The organism is Streptomyces sp. NPDC111628 (assembly GCF_055635195.1).
This window is the reverse complement of the sequence record NZ_JBVKBZ010000003.1, coordinates 249906-269072: the sequence shown is the minus strand read 5'-3', so window position 1 is coordinate 269072 and position 19167 is coordinate 249906. Positions and strand designations below refer to the sequence as shown.

The 19167-nt window shown below is 71.1% G+C and carries 14 protein-coding genes; 10 read left to right on the top strand and 4 right to left on the bottom strand.

Annotated features, from left to right (window positions below; translation table 11 throughout):
* The first annotated feature begins 85 nt into the window (after nt 1-85).
* From ACZ7MF_RS16140 to ACZ7MF_RS16130, 3 genes are all read left to right on the top strand, one after another.
* Nucleotides 86-823, top strand: coding sequence for an SDR family NAD(P)-dependent oxidoreductase (locus tag ACZ7MF_RS16140; protein WP_471477441.1), 738 nt, complete (start codon nt 86-88; stop codon nt 821-823).
* Nucleotides 824-960: 137 nt separating this feature from the next.
* Nucleotides 961-1689: an SDR family oxidoreductase gene (locus ACZ7MF_RS16135; protein WP_471478843.1), complete on the top strand. Its 729-nt coding sequence runs from the start codon at nt 961-963 to the stop codon at nt 1687-1689.
* A complete protein-coding gene (locus tag ACZ7MF_RS16130; RefSeq protein ID WP_471477440.1) occupies nt 1690-2223 on the top strand; it encodes a hypothetical protein in 534 nt (177 codons plus the stop codon).
* 222 nt (nt 2224-2445) lie between these two features.
* Here ACZ7MF_RS16130 and ACZ7MF_RS16125 read toward each other — a convergent pair whose 3' ends face one another.
* Entirely contained in the window at nt 2446-3048 is a 603-nt protein-coding gene (locus tag ACZ7MF_RS16125; protein ID WP_471477439.1) for a helix-turn-helix domain-containing protein, read from the bottom strand.
* Between the two features lie 108 nt (nt 3049-3156).
* On the opposite strand from ACZ7MF_RS16125, the gene ACZ7MF_RS16120 reads away from it, so the two are divergent.
* Complete coding sequence (locus ACZ7MF_RS16120; RefSeq protein WP_471477438.1) at nt 3157-4749, top strand: MFS transporter; 1593 nt, start codon at nt 3157-3159, stop codon at nt 4747-4749.
* Between the two features lie 58 nt (nt 4750-4807).
* On the opposite strand, the gene ACZ7MF_RS16115 is transcribed toward ACZ7MF_RS16120, so the two are convergent.
* Both ACZ7MF_RS16115 and ACZ7MF_RS16110 read right to left on the bottom strand, forming a co-directional pair.
* Nucleotides 4808-5452, bottom strand: a complete 645-nt coding sequence (locus ACZ7MF_RS16115) for a CoA transferase subunit B (protein ID WP_471477437.1) — start codon at nt 5450-5452, stop codon at nt 4808-4810.
* Nucleotides 5452-6252: a CoA transferase subunit A gene (locus ACZ7MF_RS16110; protein WP_471477436.1), complete on the bottom strand. Its 801-nt coding sequence runs from the start codon at nt 6250-6252 to the stop codon at nt 5452-5454. Before ACZ7MF_RS16110 ends, ACZ7MF_RS16115 begins: the two co-directional genes overlap by 1 nt.
* Before the next feature lie 290 nt (nt 6253-6542).
* On the opposite strand from ACZ7MF_RS16110, the gene ACZ7MF_RS16105 reads away from it, so the two are divergent.
* The 5 genes from ACZ7MF_RS16105 (at nt 6543) to ACZ7MF_RS16085 (ending at nt 14541) form a co-directional block, all read left to right on the top strand.
* Nucleotides 6543-7598 (top strand): maleylacetate reductase, encoded by a 1056-nt coding sequence (locus ACZ7MF_RS16105; RefSeq protein WP_471477435.1) that lies wholly within the window; start codon nt 6543-6545, stop codon nt 7596-7598.
* Nucleotides 7599-7681: 83 nt separating this feature from the next.
* Nucleotides 7682-8554 (top strand): dioxygenase family protein, encoded by an 873-nt coding sequence (locus ACZ7MF_RS16100; protein ID WP_471477434.1) that lies wholly within the window; start codon nt 7682-7684, stop codon nt 8552-8554.
* Nucleotides 8555-8717: 163 nt separating this feature from the next.
* Nucleotides 8718-11624: a BTAD domain-containing putative transcriptional regulator gene (locus ACZ7MF_RS16095; RefSeq protein ID WP_471477433.1), complete on the top strand. Its 2907-nt coding sequence runs from the start codon at nt 8718-8720 to the stop codon at nt 11622-11624.
* A 128-nt stretch (nt 11625-11752) separates the two neighbouring features.
* On the top strand, nt 11753-12241 hold the full coding sequence (locus ACZ7MF_RS16090) for a flavin reductase family protein (RefSeq protein ID WP_471477432.1): 489 nt from the start codon (nt 11753-11755) through the stop codon (nt 12239-12241).
* Between the two features lie 56 nt (nt 12242-12297).
* Nucleotides 12298-14541: a helix-turn-helix transcriptional regulator gene (locus ACZ7MF_RS16085; protein ID WP_471477431.1), complete on the top strand. Its 2244-nt coding sequence runs from the start codon at nt 12298-12300 to the stop codon at nt 14539-14541.
* Between the two features lie 53 nt (nt 14542-14594).
* Here the strand turns inward: ACZ7MF_RS16085 and ACZ7MF_RS16080 are convergent, their stop codons facing one another.
* Nucleotides 14595-16112 carry a 4-hydroxyphenylacetate 3-hydroxylase family protein gene (locus tag ACZ7MF_RS16080; protein WP_471477430.1) on the bottom strand — a complete coding sequence of 506 codons (1518 nt, stop codon included), beginning with the start codon at nt 16110-16112 and terminating at the stop codon, nt 14595-14597.
* Between the two features lie 157 nt (nt 16113-16269).
* On the opposite strand from ACZ7MF_RS16080, the gene ACZ7MF_RS16075 reads away from it, so the two are divergent.
* Nucleotides 16270-19131, top strand: a complete 2862-nt coding sequence (locus ACZ7MF_RS16075; RefSeq protein ID WP_471477429.1) for a helix-turn-helix transcriptional regulator — start codon at nt 16270-16272, stop codon at nt 19129-19131.
* The last annotated feature ends 36 nt before the right edge of the window (nt 19132-19167 follow it).

Below are 19167 nucleotides of genomic sequence, written 5' to 3'. Positions count from 1 at the left end.
ACGGTCATCTTCGGTGTTAGGCTGCACAACATGACCGGCTGGTCACTTTCTGTCCGGCCGGCGATCGATGGATCTCGGAGGAGACATGAGCACCACGCTCGTCGACAAGGTCGCCCTGGTCACCGGCGCTTCCTCGGGCATAGGCCGGGCCACCGCGCTCGCGCTGTCCAAGGCGGGAGCCAGGGTGGCCGTCGGCGCCCGCAGGGCCGACCGGCTGGCGGCCCTGGTCCAGGACGCCCCCGGCGAGATGCTCGCCCTCGACATGGACGTCACCGACCCGCGATCGGTGCGGGACGCGACGGCGGCGGCCGTCGAGCGGTTCGGCGCGCTCGACGTCGTGGTGAACAACGCGGGCGTCATGCTCAGCGGCGCCGTCCTGGGCGCGGACACCACGGAGTGGACCCGCATGATCGAGACCAATCTGCTCGGGTCGATGTACACGATCCACGCGGCGCTGCCCCACCTGCTCGAGTCCAAGGGCGCCGTGGTGCAGATCTCCTCCACCTCGGGGCGTACGGCCTCGGCGGCGAGCGGGGCCTATGCGGCCACCAAGTTCGGGATCACCGCCTTCGCCGAGGCGCTTCGGCAGGAGGTCACCCAGCAGGGAGTGCGTGTGGTCGTCGTCGAACCCGGGTTCGTCTCGACGGAGCTGACCAGCCACATCACCGACCCGGCCATCCAGGCCATGGCCCAGGGCATGGCTGAGTCCATGCGGACGCTGGACCCCGACGACATCGCCGCCGCCGTCCTCTACGCCGTCACCCAGCCCGATCACGTCGCCGTCAACGAGATCCTGATCCGTCCCACCGACCAGGCCGTCTGACCCCGGCGTCCCGGCGCCCCGGCACTCCGGACCCGGTCCGGTCTCATCCCTTCGGGGCGTCCAGGGCGCCGTCCTCCGCGCACACCGACACAGTGGTTCCTGAGCCACCCGGCTCCGGAAGGAAGAGAGGCGTGCGTATGAAGATCGCGGTCATCGGCGGGACGGGGCTGATCGGTTCGCAGGTCGTCAAGGACCTGAACGCGGCCGGGCACCAGGCGGTGCCCCACTCCCAGTCGACCGGCGTCGACGTCGTCAGCGGCAAGGGGGTGGCCGAGGCGGTCCAGGGAGCCGAGGTCGTCGTCAACCTGACGAACTCCCCGACCTTCGACGACGCCTCACCGGCCTTCTTCCGGGCGTCGATGGACAACCTCCTGGCCGCCGCGCAGCGGGCCGGGACGGGGCACTTCGTGATCCTCTCCATCGTCGGCGCCGACCGGGTGCCGGGGCTGGACTACTACCGCGCCAAGGTGCTCCAGGAGGAGATCCTCAGGGACGGCCCCGTCCCGTACTCGATCGTGCGCGCCACCCAGTTCATGGAGTTCATGGAGGCGGTGCTGTCCTGGACCGCCTCCGACGACTCCGTCCGGCTGCCCGCCACGCCGATCCAGCCGATCGCCGCGAAGGACGTGGCGGCCGCGGTCGCGGACGTCGCCGTGGGCCCCCCGCTGAACGGCATCCGCAACATCGGCGGACCGGAAGTGTTCCCCCTGGACGAGCTGGGCCGCCTGACCCTGGCCCACAAGGGCGACGCGCGAACGGTCGTCACCGACCCGGGCGCCGGCATGTTCGCGGCGGTCGAGGGCGACGTCCTGACCGACTTGGACGCCCATCTTGCCCCCACCCGGTACGCCGACTGGCTCTCCTGAGTGCCCGAGCGCGCCGACCACGACCCCGCCGCCGGCGTCGCGCCGAGGGGAATCCTGCGGCGCCGGTCGGAGCGGTGGCTGTTCAAGGGAATCTACGGCCTCGTACTGGCCAGCGCGCTGGTGGCGGCGCTGGACGTGCCGGGCGAAGAGGCCAACCCCGGCCAGGACGCGCTGTGGGTACTGCTCACGGCGCTGACCTCGGGCGCCGCCCACGGGTACGCGCATGTCATCGCCCGGCGTGCGGCCGGCGGCGGGACGGCCAGACCGAGCAGACTGCGCGCGGTGCTCGCCGAGTGGCCGCTGGCCGCCGCCGTGCTGCCGACCGTGGTGCTGCTGCTCGCCGCCGAGGCCGGGTGGTGGGCGGAGGAGACGGCCGCGGACACGGCCCTGGTGCTCAACACCGTCCTGCTCTTCGCCCTGGGCACCTCGGCGGCCCGCACCGCCGGGCTCGGCCGGCTGTCCTCCTGCCGGGCCGGCACCCTGGACATGCTGATCGGCCTGGTGATCATCGCAGCGGACGCCCTGATCGAGTAGCAGGCGGATGCCCGGTGGACACACCGGGGCGGATCCGGCCGGAGCCACCCTCGAAGGCACGCCGACCCGCGACGGCGTTCCACCGCGGGAGCGGATCCTCGGGGTGTCCGGCCTGCCCGCGCCCGACGGGACACCGGTGCGCGGGTGCCGTTCGTCGCGCGAGCCGCGGCGAAGACCCTCCTCGCGCACGTCCGTCCCGCCGGGCCCCGGCCTCCCTCGCCGTCACTCGGCCGTGTCCCGGGTGTCGGGGTCGCCGCCCTCGCGCTGGTGGCCGCGGCGGGCGTCGCGGTCGAAGATGCCCAGGATCTCGCAGGGGCCGCCGGCGGTGCCGATCGCGTGCGGCATCATCGTGGGGAACTCGGCTGCCTGGTGGGTCTCGACGCGGAAACGGCGGTGGCCGAGCATGAGGACCGCCGTGCCGGACAGGACCACGAGCCATTCGCGCCCCGGGTGGGCACGCATGCGGGCCGGATTCTCGGGCGGCGGCTGGGTCATGCGCTGACGCACCACCGTCATGCCGGGATCGCCCTTCACCGGCCAGCGCATCAGACCGTGGGCGCTGTCGATCATCGGACTGGTGATGACGTCGTCGTCGGCCGTCTCCACGAGCTGGTCCAACGTGGTGTCCAGGGCGCGGGCGAGGATGACCAGCTGATCCAGGGCCAGGCGGCGCCGGCCGTTCTCGATGCGGCTCAGCGAGGACTGGCTGAGACTGGCACGCCCGGCCAGTTCCTCCAGGGACCAGCCCTGCGCGACCCGCAGGGCGCGGATGCGCTTGCGTACGAGGCTGTCCAGGTCTCCATTGTCTTGCGTCATGGGCAACATCGTATGCCTTGAACGCAAAGCGGGCTTAACTTCGGACGCAGTCGAGCCGCACTTCCCCGACACTCCCCACGCCCCGTCGGGCCGCGGCATGCCCTGCGAAAGGAACCCATGAGCACCAGCCCACCCGTACGGGCCTCCGAAGCCGGCGGCGGGAACACCCCCGACGCGCGTCAGCTGCGCACGATCCTCATCGCCGTCTCCGTCGCCCTGATGGCCGTCGTCGCCTCGGTGTCCGGTCTGAACGTCGCGCAGACCCACATGGCCGTCGAGTTCGGCGCCTCCCAGAACACGGTCCTGTGGATCATCAACATCTACACGCTCGCCCTGGCCGCGTTGCTGCTCCCGCTCGGGGCCGTCGGCGACCGCCTGGGCCGCAAGCCCATGCTCGTCGCCGGTCTGGGTGTCTTCGGCGCGGCGAGCGTCCTCGCCGGACTGGCGCCCTCGGCCGAGGTCATGCTCGCCGCCCGCGTGGCCGGCGGTCTCGGCGCCGCGATGATCATGCCCGTCACCCTTGCCGTCATCACCTCCACCTTCCCCGAGGAGCAGCGCGGCAAGGCGATCGGCGTGTGGACCGGTGTCGCCGGAGGCGGCGGCATCCTGGGCATGTTCCTCTCCGCCCTCCTCGTCGACGTCGCCGACTGGCGTCTGCTGTTCGTCCTCCCGGTGGTCCTGGTCCTCGTGGCCCTGGCCATGGCGCTGAAGGCGGTCCCCAACTCCCGCGAGACCCCGGCCCACCGGTTCGACACGGCCGGGGCGCTGATCTCCACGGTCGCCGTGACCGGCCTGATCTTCGTCCTCCAGGAAGGCCCCGAACGCGGCTGGACCGCCCCGGTGACGCTGACCGGCCTCGCCGTCGGCATCACCGCCGCCGTCGGCTTCGTCGCCTGGGAACTGCACCGCCGCGACGCCGCGCTGCTGGACCTGCGACTGTTCCGTGAGCGCGGCCTTGCGGGCGGCTCGATCACGCTCCTGGTGGTCTTCGGCGTCCAGGCGGGCATCGCCGTGGTCCTTTTCCCGTACTTCCAGGCCGTGCTCGGCTGGTCGGGCCTGCTCGCCACGGTGGCGCTGATGCCCATGGCCGTCATGATGATGGCGACCTCCGGCCTGGCCCCCGGACTCGCCGCACGGGTCGGCCCCCGTGCGACCATGGCCGCGGGCATCGCCCTGGCCGGCGTCGGCCTCGCGCTCATGGCCCTGTTCGTCTCCGTGGACGACGGATACCTGACCATCCTGCCCGGCATGCTGGCCATGGGCATCGGCATGGGCCTGTCGATGACCCCGTCCACCGAGGCCATCACCGGCTCCCTGCCGCGCGGGAAGCAGGGCGTCGCCTCCGCACTCAACGACGTCACCCGCGAGTTCGGCACCGCACTCGGTGTCGCCCTGCTCGGCGCGCTGCTGGCCGGCGGCTACCGGAGCGCCATCGACGGACGGCTGGACGGCGTCCCCCAAGGACCGGCGGACACCGCCAGGGAGGGCGTCGCCAACGCCGTCGAGGCCGCGGAGAGCGCCGGCCCGCACGGGGGTGAGCTGTTGCACGCCGCCCAGCAGTCCTTCGTCGAGGGCTGGCAGCAGGCGATGTGGGCGGGCGTCGCCGTCATGGGCGTGCTGTTCGTGTGCATCGTGTTCCGCGGGCCGGGAGGAACGGCCCCCGCGGACGCGGAGGAACGGGAGACCACGGAGGCCCTCACCGCCCCGTAACCACAGGCGAGTCAGCCGTCCTGGGGGAGTGCGAGGAGTTCGGCGGCGTACACGTTCTTCACGCCACGCCCTCCGCGACGGTCACCTTGGCAGCGGTCCTCGCGATGATCTCCTCGACATCGACACCCGGCGCACACTCGACCAGGACCAGGCCTTGGTCAGTGATGTCGAGGACGCCGAGGTCGGTGATGATCCGGTTCACGCAACGTTTCCCGGTCAGCGGCAGCCCGCACTCGGTGCGGATCTTCGGCGAGCCGTCCTTGGCGGTGTGCGTCATCACGACGATGACCGTCTTGGCGCCGTGCACCAGGTCCATCGCCCCGCCGATCCCGGTGATCAGCTTGCCGGGGACCGCCCAGTTCGCCAGGTCCCCCTGTTCGGAGACCTGCATCGCGCCCAGCACCGCCACGTCGATGTGGCCCCCGCGGATCATCGAGAACGACAGCGCCGAGTCGAAGAAGGAGGCGCCCGGCAGCACCGTCACCGTCTCCTTGCCCGCGTTGATCAGATCCGGGTCGACTTGCTCCTCGGCGGGGTAGGGACCGGTCCCCAGGATGCCGTTCTCCGACTCCAGGACCACCTCCACACCCTCGGGCAGGTGGTCGGGGATCAGCGTGGGCAGCCCGATGCCGAGATTGACGTACTGGCCGCCGAGCAACTCCCGCGCCGCCCGGGCGGCCATCTCCTCACGGCTCCAGGCCATCAGCCGCCCACCGACCCTCGCGTCGCGGGCACAGGCCTGGCCATGGGTTCGGACACCGTGCGCTGCTCGATCCTCTTGTCCGCAGCCTGCTCCGGGGTGAGGGCCACTACCCGCTGCACGAAGATCCCCGGCAGATGCACGGCATCCGGATCGATCCGGCCGGGCTCCACCAACTCCTCCACCTCCGCGACGGTCACCCGTCCCGCCATCGCGGCCAGCGGGTTGAAGTTGCGGGCCGACTTGCGGAACACCAGGTTGCCGTGCCGGTCCCCCCGCGCCGCACGTACCAGTGCGAAGTCGGTCCGGATCGCATGCTCCAGCACATGTGCGACGCCGTTGAACGAACGCACCTCCTTGGCCGGCGAGGGCAGCGCCACCCCGCCCGAGCCGTCATACCGCCAGGGCAGCCCGCCCTCGGCGACCTGCGTGCCCACCCCCGCCGGGGTGTAGAAGGCCGGGATGCCCGCACCGCCGGCCCGCAGCCGCTCGGCCAGCGTGCCCTGCGGGATCATCTCCACCTCCAGCTCCCCGGCCAGATACTGGCGCGCGAACTCCTTGTTCGCCCCTATGTACGAGCCGGTCACTCGCCCGATCCGGCCCGCCCTCAGCAGGACCGCCAGGCCGGACTCCAACGCCCCGCAGTTGTTCGAGACGACCGACAGACCGCCGACGCCCCGCTCGAACAGCGCCTGGATCAAAGCGTTCGGCACCCCACTCAGACCGAACCCACCCACCGCCAACGACGCACCTTCCAGTACGTCCGCCACCGCCTCCGGAGCCGTGGCGACCACCTTGTCCATGCCCGTTGCCTCGCCTCTCGTGAACGGGTCCATCGGCCCCTTTTTCGTAAGGCAATATCAAGCGCGCCTCGCGTGACCGAAACCTGTATCGACGATGCACGTCCTGGCGCCCGGGGGCATCGCGCAGATGAGTGATACGGACCGAGATGTCGAGGTCAGGGCGGTGCCGCCGGTCGCCTGAACAGGGTATTTCCTCGCCTGTTCATGTCATTGGACGCAGATTCCATTGACGCGCATCACCCGGGCCTCGACGCTTTCTTCGGTAAACAGCGACGGCCTTGAGGAATCTCATGAAGACATTCGTCCATCAGGGACAGGTCACCAAGGTGGTCTTCGGCAGCGGTACACGCAGCCGCATCCCTGAAGAAGCCGATGCCCTCGGATGCCGTCGGCTGCTCATTCTGTGCACACCCGGCCAAGCGGGTCAGACAGCGGAGATACGGGATCTGCTGGGTGCCGTCGCCGTGGGGACGTTCGCCGAAGCGGCCGCGCACACGCCGGTCGAGGTCACGGAGAAGGCGGTGGCGTACGCCAAGACTGTGGGAGCGGACGCCGTGCTCGCCGTCGGCGGTGGGTCGACCGTCGGCCTCGGCAAGGCGATCGCGGTGCGGACCGGGCTTCCGCAGCTGGCGCTGCCCACCACGTATGCCGGTTCGGAGATGACGCCCATCCTCGGAGAGACGGACGGCCGGAGGAAGACGACGCGGCGGCTTCCGGAAGCGCTGCTCAAAACGGTGGTGTACGACGTCGACCTGACCGTCACGCTTCCCACGGCGACCGCGGTGGTCAGCGGCATCAATGCCATGGCACACGCCGTGGAGGCCCTGTACTCGCGGGACCAGGATCCGGTCGCCTTCCTGCTGGCCGGTGAGGCGTTCGACTCCCTCACTCGATCCCTGCCGGTCGTCGCGCGGACTCCGGACGACGGCGAGGCGCGGGCGGAAGCGTTGTACGGGGCGTGGCTGGCGGGTACGTGCCTCGGCATGGTGGGCATGGCACTGCATCACAAGGTGTGCCATGTGCTGGGCGGCACCTTCGGGCTTCCGCACGCCGAGACCCACGCGGTGGTCCTGCCCCACGCGGTCGCCTACAACCGGCCGGCGGCCCCCGACGCCATGGCTCGTATCGCGAGGACGCTGCCCGGGGACGACGCGGCCAGGGGGCTCTTCGACTTCGCCGGGCGACTCGGCGCCCCCCGTGCACTCCGGGACCTCGGCATGCCGGAGTCGGGGATCGTGCAGGCGGCCGAACTCATCGTGCGGGACGGCTACTGGAACCCCCGGCCCGTGGATCGCACTGCCGTCCGCGCCCTCCTGACCCGCGCCTGGGCCGGACAGACGCCGTAGACGCCGCCCGGCCGGAGACATCCGACCGAGTATCCCCGGCCCCGACTCCATGCCCGGACTCTCAACCATCACAGGAGCACACCATGCGTGATCTGACCAGTGACACCATCACCGAAGCAGTGATCTCGACCATGGGGGACACCAAGGACGCACGTGTCGCCGAGATCCTGGATTCGCTGGTACGGCACGTCCACTCCTTCGTCCGCGAGGTGGAACTGACCGAGGACGAGTGGGCCCGGGGAATCGACTTCCTGACCCGCACCGGGCAGCAGTGCACGCCCACGCGCCAGGAGTTCATCCTGCTGTCCGACGTGCTGGGCGTCACGATGCTGGTCGACGCCCTGAGCAATCGACGGCCCGCCGAAGCCACCCAGAACAGCGTCCTCGGCCCCTTCTTCAGGGACGACAGGCCGGAGCTCCCCCACACCGCCGACATCTCCGGAGGTCTGCCCGGCACCCCGCTGTTCTTCGAGGGCCGGGTCGTCAACCGTGAGGAAGCGCCGCTCGCCGGTGCCGCGGTGGATGTCTGGCACAGTGACGCGGACGGCCACTACGACGTGGATGTGCCCGGGCTGGCAGACGCCTCGGCCATGCGCGCACTGTTCCGGACCGATGAGAAGGGACAGTTCGGGTTCCGTTCCATCCGCCCGGCCAGCTACCCGATCCCCGGTGACGGCCCGGTCGGCGAACTCATGAGCGCGACCGGCAGGTCGCTCATGCGTCCCGCCCATGTGCACCTGCTGGTCGAGGCCCCGGGGTTCCAGCGGGTGACCACCATGCTGTTCCCCTCGGACGACCCGTACCTGGACGCGGATCCGGTGTTCGGGGTCAAGGAGTCGCTGGTCGAGTCCTTTGACACGTACGAGGCCGGCTCGGGGCCCTACCGCGAGGTGACCGACGAGCCGTACACCCTGGTGCGCCGTACCTTCGTCCTCGAACCGCGCCCCGCGGACTGAGTTCCCGGCTGCCTCGCACACCGTCGGGAGGCGGTCACCGATGACGAGCGGCGATCCTGGTGAAAGACATGGCGGTCCGCCCCGGTTGCCCGCCCATGTCGTACCGCGACCGAGGCTGGTCCGCAGAATCCATCAGCTGCTGGACCGGCACCCGGTGCTCGTCATGGCGGCTTCGGCGGGGTCGGGCAAGACGACCGCCGCGGTCCAGGCCGCTCAGGAACTGGCCGGTCCTGTCGCCTGGGTGTCCTTCACGGGGACGGCCGTCGGCATGGAGCCCGGCGCCGGGGGTTCCGGAGCCCACTGGGCGACGATGACGCGCCTTCTCAAGGCGGCCGTCGAGCCCCATGTGCCCGGCGTGGCCACCGTGCTGACGGACCCACCGGCGCGCGGGCTCTCGGCGTCGGAGGCCGGGACCCTGCTCGCCGGGATGCTCGCCGGCGCGGAACTGGTACTGGTGCTCGACGGTGTGGAGACGATCGGTGCGGTCGCCGGTGCGGAGGAGTTCCTTTCCGCACTGGTCGGCAGACTGCCCGAGGGGCCACGGCTGGTCCTGATCTCCCGCGTGGATCTGCCCCGAGGCCTGCGAGGTCTTGGTGACGTTCACCGCGTCGCCTTCCTCGAGGACGGGGATCTGGCCTTCGACACGGCTGAGGCGACCGAAGCCCTGCGGGCAAGCGGCCGAGGCGACGACCCGGGCCGACCGGTCGAAGTGATGGCCGGCTGGGTCAGTGGAGTCCTGTACGACTGGTCGGGCGCCGACGCCTCCGCCTCCGTCGCACAGCACGACAGCCTCGCGGCCGAACTGCTGGCCCAGCTCACGCCCGTGGAGGCGGAACTGCTCGTCCGCACGAGCCTGCTGGACGACGGCGTGACGGCCGAGCAGGCGAACGCCCTCGGCCTGGCATCGCCGGACCGGACGATGGCCTCTCTCAGAGGCCGACGGCTGCCGCTCGCCTGGTCCCTCGACGGCAGCCGTATGGCCGCTCTGCCGCGGTTCCGTCACCATCTCCAACGCGAGTTCGCACGTCTGGAAGAAGGCACTCTGCGAGCATTGCGTGGGGCGTACGCCTCGCTGCTCCAGGACAAGGGGCGCCACGAGGACGCCGTCGCCGAGCTGCTCATGAGCGGCGACACGGATTCGGCCCGCGACGCCGCGGAACGCGCCCTGCCCGGCGTACTGGGCCGACTCGACCTGGCGACCGCCGAGAGCTGGCTCGACCGTATGCGGCCGGCGTCCCGGATGCTCACCCCGAGCCTCGCCGCAGCGGGGCTCCGCGTCGCCTTTGGGCTCGAACAGTGCTGGCGCGGCGTGCAGTTGGCCGACCACCACGGGCGGGCCTGGTGGAGCCGCCTCGCCGAACAGCCGGGCGGCTCGGAGGACCTGGTCCTGCTGGTGTGGTGCTTCTGGCACGCAGGGCGGATCGAGGGGGCGCGAGAGATCCTGCGTGTCATGCCTCCAGGGAACCCGCGCCACATCGCGGAGGCCCTGCTGGCCTTGGCGGACAACAGGGAACCCCGGCTCGCCCCGGACCTTCTCGACCATGTCGTGGGACCGCTCGAGGCCATGGTGATGCGCCTCTCCTACCGGGCTGGGCAGCTGCGGGACCTGCGCGACGGCTCGTCCGACGCCTGGCGGAGCGTGGCCGGAACGCCATGGGCGATCGCCGCCCTGCGCGCCGAGGGACGCATTTCCCAGGCGGAGGAGGCGTACACGGCGGTGGGAGACGGGCCGCGGCCCGTCTGGCTGGCGGCGATCGAGGCTCCGGAGCTGATGGCGGATCTCGGACGCCGGGACGAGGCGTGGACCGCGCTGTTGGCAGGGCGGGAGCGGATCGCGTCGACCGGATCCCACGTGTACGAGATCCTCAGCCTGCTCCTCGAGGCAAAACTGGCCCTGCGCCTGGACCGCGACGTGCCGCGGTCGGCCAGGGCGCTCGCCGAGGCGGAACGCAGAGGGTGTGCGCGCTACGCGTTCACCGCGGAACTGGCGGGCGTCTGGCGTGGCCTGGCGCTGCTGCTGGCCGGCCGTGACCACGAGGCAGTGCCCCACCTCACCGCCGCGGTGTGCGCCATGTACACGAGCGGCAGGCGTCTGGAACTTCCCACGGCGGCCGTCTACCTGAGCGAGGCATTGTGGCGAACCGGCGACGAGGACGGTGCGGATGCCGCTGCCGACCTGGCTCTGAAGGTGGCGACGGCCCAAGGTCCCCGCAATCTGCTGCTGCAGGCTCTTGACGACGTGCCCTCCGTCGCCGTGCGCCGGGCCGACGCCGAACCCGCGCACTCCTCACGCTGGCACGAACTCGTGTCCGCGCTCTCGGCCGCGAGACCGGTGGCCGGGTGCGCCGTACCCCGACTGACCCTGGAGGACATCGGCCCGGTGCGACTGGTCGCCGACGGGCGGGAGGTCCACCCACGGCTGGCCAAGAGCGTCGAGCTGCTCGCCTACCTGCTGTCCCGTCCCGCGGCGAGCGCCAGGCGGCAGGCGCTCTTGCAGGCCCTGTTCCCGGGGAAGGGCGACGCCACGGCGCGCAGCTACCTTCGGCAGGCCGTCTACCGGCTCCGTGAGGTGCTGCCCGAGGGACTGTCGCTCCTTCAGGAGGACGACGTCTACCGGCTGACACCGGCCTCCGCGGTGGTGAGCGCCTCGGGGACCGTCCGGCGACTGCTGGCGGAAGCCGCACGGCAGGACGGCGAGCACCGGTGGAACACACTCCAGCGGGCCCTGGCCATCGCCGAACCCGGTTCCTACTTCGACTCCCAGTCGACGGACTGGCTCGACACCAGGCGCGCCGAACTGGAGGCCGCACTCCTGCAGGCCCGCGTGGACGCGGCGGCCACGGCGCTGCGCCTCGGCCGGGTCGGGGAGGCCCGTCGACTCGCGCGTGCCGTGCTGGACCGGGACCCCTATCGGGAGAAGGCCTGGCGGCTCGCCCTGTACGCCGCGGAGGCGGCCGGCTCGGACGATGAACTGCTCGACCTGTACCGAGGCTATCTGCGCGTCATGAAGGAGCTCGGAGTGCCACCGTCCATGGACCTCAGACGCCTGGTCGACCGACTGCGCCGATAGGACGGGCCCGCCGTGCGGACGACCGGTCGACTGCGGGAGAAGCCGCGATTTCTCAGGTGTTAACAGCCGCCGTTGCACGCTTCATGACAGCCGACGGGGTCCAGCCCCACTGTCACGGAGGTCCTTCCATGATTGAAACCCCTGACACGACATTCGATTTCCGATCCACCATGAGCCGGCTCGCCACAGGAGTCAGCGTGATCACCACACGCTCCGGGAACAGTCCCATCGGAATGACCGCGAGCGCCGTGTCCGCGCTGTCCCTGGACCCGCTCCAGCTGCTCGTATGCATCGGCAACCACCTGTACACGCGGACCGCGATCGCGGAGCACGGGCGTTTCGCCGTCAATGTCCTCGGCGAGCACAGTGAGCCCCTGGCACGGAACTTCGCCGCGTCCAAACGGGACAAGTTCGCGGGAATCGACACCCTCGACGAGCACGGTGTGCCGGTGCTGAAGGACGCCATAGCCGCTGTCGTCTGCGATGTCGCCGAGGCGCTCCCGGGTGGCGATCACACCATTTTCGTGGGCGAAGTCCGCCATTGCGAACACAGGGTGGACGGTCGCCCCCTGCTCTACTTCGCGGGAGGGTTCGGCGCGCTCGGAGCCCCGCACTAGGACTCGCTGTGCGGGCCCCTCACCACACCCTGTGATCCTGTCGGACGGAAGGTGCCATGACCAGCTTCGTGCCGACCTTCAAACTGCACCCTCCGGCCCAGCCCCCGCATCTCCTGACCCGCCCGCGTCTGCTGCGTCGGCTCGACGCAGCAACCGAGCCCGTGGTGGTGCTCTCCGCCCCACCCGGCGCCGGGAAGACGGTGCTCCTGACCGAGTGGTCGCGCGGCCCGGCGGCTCGCGGAGAGCGAGCCTGGCTCAGCCTGGACGCGCACGACAACACCGCGGGTCGCCTCTGGACCGGAATCCTGTGGGCGTTGCACCAGGTACGACCGGAACTGCCCGCCCGGCTCGACAGCGACGGGTGGACGCTCGACGCCTGGCTGGAGAAGATCCTTCCGAGCCTGGTGACCGGACTCGGCGCACAGGGACCGCTCACGCTGATCCTCGACGGACTGGAATCGATCACGGACGCCGAGGCGGTCCGCAGCCTGGCCGACTTCCTGACCAGGCTGCCCCCGGGCTTCCGCACCGTCCTGTCGACCCGCCACCTGCCCGGACGGCCCGTCCCGGCCCTGCGCGCCCGGGGTCTGACCGCCGAACTCGACCAGTACGACCTGGCCTTCACCCCTGAGGAAGCACAGGCGGTTCTCACCGGTCTGCTCGGATCCTCCCCGACGACGGACACGTCGAGCGCGCTGTACGAGGCCACCGAGGGATGGGCGGCGGGGCTGTGCATCATGGGGCGCAGCCTCGCCCGCTCGGCGAACGAGGCTGACAGGGAGGGGAACCTGGCCCGCGGCCGGCAAGCGGTCACCGAGTATCTCGCCACCGAGGTGCTCCACCGGCTCACCACCGAACAGCGCGAGTTCCTGCTGCGTACCAGCGTCCTCGACGAACTGAGTGCCGGTCCGTGCCGGGCCCTCGCCGGAGACCGGGCCGGCGCACTGCTGCGCGAGCTCGCGCGGACCGTGCAACTGCTCGTGCCTGCCTGCGCCCCGTCGGCGTATCGGCACCATCGAGTGCTGTCTCCGCTGTTGTCCGACATCCTGAAGTCCGAAGGGCCGGACGCTCTCGCGAACCTGCACCGGTCGGCCGCTCGGTGGTACTCCCGGCAGGGGGAGACGACCGAGGCCGTACGGCACTGGGTCCTGGGCGGCGACGAGTGCGCCGCGGTCGCCTCGGTCCTCGGCGCATGGGAGCAGGCGATCTCGGCCGGCCGCAGTGCGCAGGTCGCGCACTGGCTGGACCTCTTGCCGCCCCGCACGGTCGCCGCCGACGCGGGGCTGTGTGTCGTGGCGGCCATGGCATCCCTCGCAGCGGGCGCCGCGGAAACGGCGTGGCGCTGGCTGGACGTGGCCCGGCTCAGGAAGACGGGATCGGAGACGGTCGGCGAAGGCGGCACGGTGTCCGACGCGTCGGTCGTCGCCAAGGCCGTGGCCTGCTGTCTGAAGGGGGAGGTACTCACCGCCGACCGCCTCGGCGAAACCGCCGTCGCCGACACCATGCCGCTGACCCCCTGGCATGCTCTGGCCTGTACGGCCCGCGGTGCCGCTCTGCTGTGGACCGGCCGATACGAGGAGGCGGAAACACTGCTCGGCGAGGCGACCCGTGACGCACATGCCGCCGGACACAGTCTGGCGCTCGTCCGCGCGCTGGGCCTGCGGGCGGTGTGCGCGCTGCTGGCAGGGCGGCACGAACAGGCGCGCATTCTCAGCGACGAGGCCCTCGATACGGCGGCGGCGGCCGACCTCGGCGGGCACTTCGTCGCCGTGTCCGCTTACATCGGCCGAGCCGCCCCGCTCCTGGAGGAGGGACAGGTCGAGGAGGCCGAACGGGCCCTGGCCGGCGCCGAAGCAGTATGGGCGGGCTCGCTCCGGACCGGAACCGAACCCCACGTGCACGCCCTGTGGCACCTCACGCGGGCACGACTCGAAAGCGCGCGGCACAACCCCCGGGCGGCGCGCGAGGCCCGCGAGGCGGCCGAGCGGGCGGCGAGCCGGTGCGAGTCACCAGGGGTGCTGTCGGATCTGCTCGGGCGCCTCGGCGAGGACACGGCCGTGACCCCTGTTGTCCATGGCCCGCAGAACCTGTCACTGGGGGAGCGCCGAGTGCTTCGCGCGCTGTGCGGACCGCTGACGCTGCGTGAGATCGCCGCCGAGCTCTACGTGTCCCACAACACCGTCAAGACACAGGTACGGGCGATCTTCCGCAAACTCGACGCGCACGACAGGGCCGGCGCGGTCGCAAGAGCCCGGGAGTGTGGGGTCCTCCGACCTGAGCCCCGGCACCCGCGTGGCTGAACACCGGCCGGGCACCCGGCCGGTGTTCAGCCACAGGAGGCTCTTCCACCCCGTTACGAGGCGTCCTGGCGTCGGGCGTACCCGGCCTGAGCCGTGTATGCGGTGTCCTTCTGCTCGTCGCCCGTGCTCTCGATGCCGCAGACCTTGCGCGCGAGGTCTGCGACGGGGCCGCTCGGGGAGAGTTCCGCACGTTTCATGGTGAGGGTGCGGATGGCCAGCAGGGGCGTGCCGTTGAAGTTCTCGAAAGTGCTGATGCGGTCGCCCCAGTCGGACAGGAACAGGTCGCGGATGACGCGGCTGATCTTCAGCCGGTCGTGCGGCCTGCCGACCGGCCCGGTCTGCAGCGCCTCCAGCCAGGGCCGCAGTTCGGGCCGCTGCCACTGTCCCTCGGTCGGGAAGATGAGCGAGGCGCGGCCCGCCAGGTCGATGACCTCGTTGACCATGCCGGCGACGTTCTCCAGGTAGTAGGCCCGCCCGAAGTCGAACATCAGGACGTTCGGCTTGTAGAGGCCGCCGGGCGTGGTGAACCCCTCGTCCTCCGAGGCGATCACATGCGCCTTGAGTGTCTGGTGGAAGCCCGCGAACCGGGCAATCCGGGTCTGGACCGGCGGCAGTGGGTAGGTACCGATGTGCTCGGTGATCAGCAGGGCCAGACCGAGCATCAGCTCCGCGCGGACCATCTGCCGGACCAGGGCCTGGTAGTGCAGCCAGTCGAAGACGCGTTGCGGGTACAGCGACGCATGCTGGGGGTTACCGATGTGGAACACCCGGTTCCAAGGGATGAACACGTCCTCGAAGACGATGACGCTGTCCAGCTCGTCACCCTGGGAGGCGAGCGGGTGCTCCACGTCCTCGCCGTCGCGGACGTTGCTCTCCCGGCAGATGATGGTGACACCGGGCGTGCTGGGCGCTACGGCGGCGAAGATGACCTGCTCCGGGAGAATGCCAGGGCGGTAGAAGACACCGATGTGGATCAAGTCCCCGAAAGCCGCGCCGGTGCCGATGGCCTTCACACCCCGCACGGTGATGCCCTCGTCCGAGGTGCCGACCACCCGCAGGGCGGGGGACTCTCCCTGTGCGGACTCGCGCGAGCGGTCGGTCTGCGGGTCGACGAACGCCGGTGTCGTGTTGAGATCGCCCTCCCGCACCACGTTCCAGAAGTCGGTGATCCCCTCGGTGAGGTCCCTCCCGCCGGTGCCGACGGACTGGCTGCTCCAGGGCTCGGGGTCGTCGACGTAGGTGAGCAGCACGTAGTTGTTGACATCCGGGGTGCGCGGGGTCGCGCCGCCCCCCAGTTCCCGCAGCACGGTCTCCATATAGCGCCGCTTGCGCCGCAGGTCCTCCTTGGTGCGGTGCTGGAACCACGTCATGGACCGCCTGACGCCCTCTTCGTCCACGAACGTCATGACGTCCTGGAGGTCAGGGCGGTGGTGCAGGTCGTAGAAGTCCGCGAGCCTGCGGGCATAGGCCCGGGTCGCCGGGTGCGTCGCCACGTTGTCGACGAGCTCGTCGCCCACCCACACCGTGCGGCCGTCGTTCAGCGCCGCGAGGTATTCCTTGCCTGTACGCACGTGATGCTCCTCTCCGGGGCAAGAGATCTGGACGACCGGAGCATGCGCGGCGGCGGGGTGAAAGGTCGGCGCCGAACCCACAATCACCCGGGTGAAAGCGTCGGTCACCGGGGTTCCGACCTTGAGGGCGATCGCGGCCCTCCGGCATGCTTGCCTCATGCGCAGCGCAGATCCCGCCGACGAGCAGACCCGTGGGCGCGGGACGCAGGCGGTGAACGGGCTGCACCTCAGAGGGCGGGCCCGCGAGATGACGGCTGCCCGTGAGGCCCTGGAAGTGGTGCGTGGGGGACGGGGCGCCTGCGTCGTCGTCGAAGGCACGCCCGGTGTCGGCAAGAGCCGGCTGCTCGCGGAGCTGGACGCGCTGGCGCGGCGGACCGGCTTCGATGTGGTGTCCGTACGGGCCGACGCACTCGACCGGTTCGCGGCAGGAGCCGCCCTGCGGTCCGCCGTGCGGTCCCTCGGTTCTCGCCGAGCCACCGGGGCCACGGACGACCAGCGGCTGCGGCCGCTGGACGACACCGCGGACGCCCTGGAGGAACAGGCCCAGCGGGCCCCCGTGGCCGTGCTCGTGGACGACGCGCAGTGGACGGATCCGGCCACGCTCCACGCGCTCCGTACCTTGCCCGCGCGACTGGCCGCCTCGCGGATCCTGTGGGTGCTGGCGGTCCGGTCGGAGACCGAGCGGCCGACCGTCGCCCGGCTGCGGGAGGACCTCGAACGCCTCGGAGCCCGATGGCTGACCCTCGGCCCCCTGTCGCAGCAGGAGCTGAGGCACCTCGCGGCCGACGTGCTCGGTGCGGGCCCGTCACCCGGCTTGGCCGGGCTGCTGCGAGGAGTCGCGGGCAATCCGTTCCTGGCGGTGGAACTGGTGCGGGCCTGTGCCGACACGGATGTCGCCGAGGAGGACTGCGGCGTCCCGCACCGGGCCGTCCCCGCCGGCTTCCGGCTGAGTCTCGCGGCGCGTCTGGACCGGCTCCCGGAGGACGCCGTGCGTCTGCTCCAGGTGGGGTCCGTCCTGGGCCGCGAATTCGACCTCGGCACGGCTGCACGCATGCTCGGCAGGCAGGTCGGAAGCCTGCTGTCGGGAGTCGAGGCCGCGCTGAACGTCGGCCTGCTCATCGCTGACGGCCCGCGACTCGCCTTCCGCCACGACCTCGTACGGCAGGCCGTCCACGAGAACCTGCCCCTGGCCGTACGGACCGCTCTGCATCGGGAGGCGGCCGACTGCCTGCGCGACACCGGGGCACGATCGGCGACGGTGGCCTGGCACATGGTCGTGTCGGGCGGTCCGCTCGGCGACGACGCGCTGACCACGCTGCACACCGCCGTACGGGAAGTGTCGTCGACGGCCCCCGACGCGGCCGCGGACTTCGCCCAGCGGATCGCCGGTCTGCTGCCCCCGCACGACCGGCGTCGCGTCACCCTGCTGACCGACGCCGCCGAGTACCTCGGCCGGACCCGCCGCGTTCAGGAGGCGCTCGACCTCGTCGACGCCACCCTGTCCGACGGTCCTGAGCCGTTGCAGGAGGCATGGCTGCGCCTGGTGGCCGCCGAGATCCACCAGACGGCGGGCGACGACAGCGCCGCGATGACACACCTCCGACATGCCTTGGACCTGCCCGCTCTGCCGCCCGGGGTGCGCACCCGGCTGCTGAAGACCAGAGCGACGGGCCATGTGTACCTCGGGAACATCACCGCTGCCGAACAGACCGACACCGGGCTGGTCGAGGCCGCCTACCGCAGTCACGATCCGGCCTTGGCCGTCAGCGCCAAGGTGTTCCGGTCACAGACGTCCTTCTACCGCGGGCACCTGGCCCGCGCCATCGGGCTTGCCGAGGAGGCCGTCGAAGGGGCCGGCCAGGAGCCCGCCGTGCTCTGTCTGCGGCCCCCGCGGATTCCGGCGCTCTGGCTGGCCACGGTTCTGACCTTCACCGACCGACTCGCGGAAACCGGCCTGATTCTGCGGGAGGGACGGCGCGCAGCGGAGGAGCCGGCCCTCGGCTGGTCACTTCCCCACTGGCACGCCGCCCGTGCCTGCGCACTTCTCGAACAAGGTGCGCTGGACGACGCGGCGGTGGAGGCCGAGGCCTGTCTGGCGGTGGCGGACGAACGCGAGATCGCTCAACTGCACCCGCAGGCCCGCGCCCTGCTGGCGTGGGTGGAGATCAGACGCGGTGACCTAGCCAAGGCCGGGAAGCATCTCAGCGCCGCCGAAGCCCGGTCCGGCACCCCCACCCACCGGTACGGGCTGTGGGTGGCCCTCGCCCGCGCCTGCCTGGAGGCCGCGGAGGACCGGGGTACCGCGGCGGCAGCGGCACTCACGCGCGGCCTCGGGGACCACGAACCGGGACGGCTGCTCGCCGTACCTCCCTCCCTGTGGCCCGAGATCGTGCGCATCGCTCTCCGCGGCGAGGATCTGTCGGTCGCCCGGGCCGTGTCCGATGCACTGCACCACCTGACTGCACAGGACGACAGCCAGCAGATCATCGTGATCGTCCGCGCCCACGTGGACGGTCTGCTCCGCGGCGACCCCCGTGCTCTGGCGTCCGCCGTCACCGGATACCGGAGCGCCGGCAGACCGCTGGCCCTGGCCGCGGCCTGCGAGGACCTCGGGGAGCTCCTGGCCGCATCGGCCGATACGGCGCCGGCGATCCGGTGCCTCGAAGAGGCGGGTCGGCTGACTTGGGCCTCGGGAGCCCTGGGCGATCACGCACGGATCAGGCGGCGCCTGCGGCAGCTCGGCGTGCGGACCGGCGCCGTCCCACAACGCAGGACCGGCTTCCCGGAGTGGGGGAGCCTGACCGAATCCGAGCGGAAGCTGATCCCGCTCGTCGTCGAGGGCCTCACCAACCGGGTGATTGCCGATCGCCTCTACGTGTCGGTGCACACCGTGAACACGCACATGAAGCACATCTTCACCAAGCTCGGCATCAACACGCGTGTCGAACTGACTCGGCTGGCGATCGCCCAGGGTGGTGCCGACGACGGGGCCGACGGAGCGGTTCAGGGCCCTGCTTGAGCGCCTTGATCTCGGCCACCTTGCGGTTGGTGCGGC

Bases quoted from the DNA above. Each gene is read 5' to 3' on its own strand.
- ACZ7MF_RS16140 (WP_471477441.1), top strand. From the start codon at position 86: ATGAGCACCACGCTCGTCGACAAGGTCGCCCTGGTCACCGGCGCTTCC.
- ACZ7MF_RS16135 (WP_471478843.1), top strand. From the start codon at position 961: ATGAAGATCGCGGTCATCGGCGGGACGGGGCTGATCGGTTCGCAGGTC.
- ACZ7MF_RS16125 (WP_471477439.1), bottom strand. From the start codon at position 3,048: ATGTTGCCCATGACGCAAGACAATGGAGACCTGGACAGCCTCGTACGC.
- ACZ7MF_RS16120 (WP_471477438.1), top strand. From the start codon at position 3,157: ATGAGCACCAGCCCACCCGTACGGGCCTCCGAAGCCGGCGGCGGGAAC.
- ACZ7MF_RS16115 (WP_471477437.1), bottom strand. From the start codon at position 5,452: ATGGCCTGGAGCCGTGAGGAGATGGCCGCCCGGGCGGCGCGGGAGTTG.
- ACZ7MF_RS16110 (WP_471477436.1), bottom strand. From the start codon at position 6,252: ATGGACAAGGTGGTCGCCACGGCTCCGGAGGCGGTGGCGGACGTACTG.
- ACZ7MF_RS16105 (WP_471477435.1), top strand. From the start codon at position 6,543: ATGAAGACATTCGTCCATCAGGGACAGGTCACCAAGGTGGTCTTCGGC.
- ACZ7MF_RS16100 (WP_471477434.1), top strand. From the start codon at position 7,682: ATGCGTGATCTGACCAGTGACACCATCACCGAAGCAGTGATCTCGACC.
- ACZ7MF_RS16095 (WP_471477433.1), top strand. From the start codon at position 8,718: ATGGCGGCTTCGGCGGGGTCGGGCAAGACGACCGCCGCGGTCCAGGCC.
- ACZ7MF_RS16090 (WP_471477432.1), top strand. From the start codon at position 11,753: ATGATTGAAACCCCTGACACGACATTCGATTTCCGATCCACCATGAGC.
- ACZ7MF_RS16085 (WP_471477431.1), top strand. From the start codon at position 12,298: ATGACCAGCTTCGTGCCGACCTTCAAACTGCACCCTCCGGCCCAGCCC.
- ACZ7MF_RS16075 (WP_471477429.1), top strand. From the start codon at position 16,270: ATGCGCAGCGCAGATCCCGCCGACGAGCAGACCCGTGGGCGCGGGACG.